General features: G+C 71.2%; 2 protein-coding genes and 1 pseudogene. 2 read left to right on the forward strand and 1 reads right to left on the reverse strand.

Going from position 1 to position 3611, the window contains the following annotated elements:
• A pseudogene (locus PSH25_RS24430) lies at window positions 1-575 on the forward strand (DUF6114 domain-containing protein); the annotation flags it as partial.
• A 183-nt stretch (window positions 576-758) separates the two neighbouring features.
• On the opposite strand, the gene PSH25_RS24435 reads toward PSH25_RS24430, so the two are convergent.
• Window positions 759-2429, reverse strand: coding sequence for a DUF885 domain-containing protein (locus PSH25_RS24435; RefSeq protein WP_238661297.1), 1671 nt, complete (start codon window positions 2427-2429; stop codon window positions 759-761).
• Between the two features lie 130 nt (window positions 2430-2559).
• On the opposite strand from PSH25_RS24435, the gene PSH25_RS24440 reads away from it, so the two are divergent.
• Entirely contained in the window at window positions 2560-3540 is a 981-nt protein-coding gene (locus tag PSH25_RS24440; RefSeq protein ID WP_238661298.1) for a DMT family transporter, read from the forward strand.
• Window positions 3541-3611: the final 71 nt, after the last annotated feature.

Genomic DNA, 3611 nt, shown 5'->3' on the forward strand with positions numbered 1-3611 from the left:
CAAGCACGGCGACGCCCCGCCCCGGCCCCGGCGACTGCCCGTCGCAGCCCCCGGGCAAGCCGGCCCCGGGCAAGCCCGGCAAGCCGGCACCCGACAAGCCGGGAACGGTGCAGCCGGGCAAGCCGCTGCCGCGTATCGCCGCCGATCCGGCCCTGCCGACGGTGGCCCGGACGCCGTCGAAGCTCACCGGGTCGTCGGTGCGGATGACCGGGCTACGGTTCGAGGGGGTCACGGACCTGCACACCGTGCAGGGCGACCTCAAGGTGCTGAAGTTCAGCATGCGGGAGGCGGTGACCACCGACTTCCTGCTGCGGGCCGACGGCCCCGCAGGGCGCAACCAGCGGTACGCGACCAACCAGCTGACCGTCCGGGGAGACGTGGCCTTCTACGCGACCCGCTTCGTCGGCCGGTTACTCGGCATCAAGATCACGCTGACTCCGGACCTGCCGCTACCGGACGGCCTTCCCATCACCTCGCCCATCCCGATCACGTTCACCGACCCCGTCATCGACCTGGCGTACGTCACCAGCGACACGCTGACCGCTCGGCCGGCGCTGGCACTCACCCTCGGTTGAGCGCTCGGTCGGACGAGCAGCCTCGGGTGGAGTGCTCGGTCTGACGAGCAGCCCCGGGTGGAGCGCTCGGTCGGGCGAGCCGGCCCGGGTGGAGCGTTCGGTCGGACGAGCAGCCTCGGCTCGGGGCGTGGCTGCGCGCGGCGACGGACTCGTCGTACCGTCGGCGCGCGCAGCCGTGGCCGGTCAGAGTCGGGCCAGCGCCCGGCGCAGCGGGTCGAGACCCAGCGCACCCAGGTCCAACGCCTGCCGGTGGAACTCCCGCAGGTCGAAATCGGCGCCCTTGCGGGCCTTGGCGTCCTCGCGGGCCTGGAGCCAGATCCGCTCACCGACCTTGTACGACGGCGCCTGCCCCGGCCAACCCAGGTAGCGGTTCAGCTCGAAGCGCAGGTTCTCGTCCGGAACCCGGCAGTGCGCCCGCATGAACTCCCAGCCCAGCTCGGGCGTCCACCGCTCGCCCGGGTGGAAGCCGAAGGGATTGTCCTTCGGGATCTCCAGCTCCAGGTGCATGCCGATGTCCACGATCACCCGTGCCGCGCGCATCGCCTGGCCGTCGAGCATGCCCAGCTTGTCGCCCGGGTCGTCCAGGTAACCCAGCTCGTCCATCAGCCGCTCCGAGTAGAGCGCCCAACCCTCGCCGTGCCCGGAGACCCAGCAGAGGAGCCGCTGCCAGCGGTTGAGCAGGTCGGCCCGGACAGCGGTCTGCGCCACCTGGAGATGGTGACCCGGCACGCCCTCGTGGTAGACCGTGGTCACCTCTCGCCAGGTGGAGAAGTCGGTGATGCCCTGCGGCACCGCCCACCACATCCGACCCGGGCGGGAGAAATCCTCACTCGGGCCGGTGTAGTAGATGGCGCCGTCGCTGGTCGGAGCGAGGCAGCACTCGATGCGGCGGACCTGCTCCGGGATGTCGAAGTGGGTGCCGTGCAGCTCGGTGATCGCCTTGTCGGCCAGCGCCTGCATCCAGTCCCGGAACGCCTCCTTGCCCTGGATGGTCCGGGCCGGATCGGCGTCCAACGTGGCCACGGCCTCGTCGACGGTGGCACCGGAGCCGGCGATGCGCCCCGCCACGACCCGCATCTCCGCCCCCAGGCGGGCCAACTCCGCGAAACCCCAGGCGTACGTCTCGTCCAGGTCGATCTTGGCGCCGAGGAAGTACTGCGAGGCGAGCTCGTAACGCTCCCGGCCGGCGGCCTGCTTGTCCCGCCCGTGCGGGGCCATCTCGTTACGCAGGAACTGGCCGAACTCGGCGGTCGCCGCGGTCGCCGCCGCCGCACCCCGACGAAGCTCCGCGCCGAGCGTGCCCTCCGCCCCCAGCCGCTCGACCAGCCCGTGGAAGAAATTGTCGCCGGTCGGGTCGACCCAGATGTCGCACTGCTTGGCCACCTCGACGAGCTGCACCTTCGAGCTGATTTCACCGGCGGCGAGCGCCTCACGCAGCGTGGTCTTGTAGCCCTCCAGCGCGGCGCCGAAGCCGTTGAGCCGGGCGGCGATGTTGGCCTGCTCGTCGCTGGTCGCGGTCGGCATCAGGTCGAACACCATGCGAATCTCGTGCAGCCCGCTGGCGATCACGCTGACCTCGCTGGTCACCTCGCCGGCGTCGTAGCGGGCGAGGTCCAGGCCGAGCCGTTCCTGCATGGCCTCCTTGGCGGTCCGGTCCGATTCGGTCTCCGGCTCGGTCACCTCCAGCTCGGCGAGCGTCCGGCGGGTGAGGTCCGCGCGGGCCGCATAACCGTCGGGCGAGAGGTCGTCGAGCTGGTCGTCATGGCCGGCGATGCCGACGAAGGTCGCGCCGGTGGGGCTCAACGGCGCCCACTCGGCCACGTAGCGGTTGGCGAGTTCATCAATTCGTCCCACGGTGCGACCATACGTGACCACCCCACCCCGCTGTCGCCGACGTTTGTCGTGTTCGAGCTGCGGGTTCAGGCACGGCGTGACGGCCGAAAGGCGCGCGACTTTGTCGTACGGTTGCGGCAGAGTGTCAGGGGTGACCACCGATACCACTCCTGACAAAGCGCCGGTCCGCGCCTGGCTGCCCGGCTTCGTCGCCCTCGCCGCGATCTGGGGTTCCAGCTTCCTCTTCATCAAGGTCGGGGTGGCCGAGCTGCACCCGGTCCAACTCACCCTCTACCGGGTCGTCGCCGGCGCGTTGACCCTGCTTGTCGTTCTCGCCGTGCTGCGAGACCGGCTGCCCCGCGAGCCCCGGGTCTGGGCGCACCTGGCCGTCGTCGCCGCCTTCGGCGTGGCCGTGCCGTTCACCCTCTTCGGTTACGGCGAGCAACGGGTCGAGTCGATGCTGGCCGGCATCTGGAACGCCACCACGCCGTTGATCGTGCTGCCGCTGGCGGTGCTGGTCTTCCGCACCGAGCGGCTCACGATGCGCCGTGCGGTCGGGCTCGGGCTCGGCTTCGTGGGGGTGCTGGTGGTGCTCGGGGTCTGGGAGGGCATCGGCGGGGCGCACTTCACCGGGCAGCTCATGTGCTTCGGCGCGGCGGCCTGCTACGGCGTGGCCATCCCGTACCAGAAGCGGTTCGTCGCCGGCAGCGCGTACTCGGGGCTGTCGCTCTCCACCGCGCAACTGCTGCTCGCCGCCGCGCAGCTGGCCATCGTCACACCCTTCGTCGCCGGCCTGCCGCCGCTGCCCACCGAGCTGTCGGCGGGGGTGGTGGCCAGTGTGCTGACCCTCGGCGCGCTCGGCACCGGGCTCGCGTTCGTGATCAACATGCGCAACATCCGGGTGGCCGGCGCGAGCACCGCGTCCACCGTCACGTACCTGATCCCGATCTTCGCGGTGCTGATCGGTGCCGTGGCGCTCGACGAACGACTCAACTGGCACCAACCGGTCGGCGCGCTGATCGTGCTGCTCGGTGTCGCGGTGTCGCAGGGCATGTTCAGTCGCCGCCGGAGCAGCCCGGTCGTCGGCGTCGGCGCACCCGCCGCACCCGCCGCCGAACCCGCTCGCCGCTGAGCCCGCCCGCCGCCGTGGGCCGTCGGACCCGTCGCCGGTCCATCCGGTACGTGATCGACTCGGTTTCCTTG

Source organism: Micromonospora foliorum (assembly GCF_022229015.1).
GTDB lineage: Bacteria > Actinomycetota > Actinomycetes > Mycobacteriales > Micromonosporaceae > Micromonospora > Micromonospora foliorum.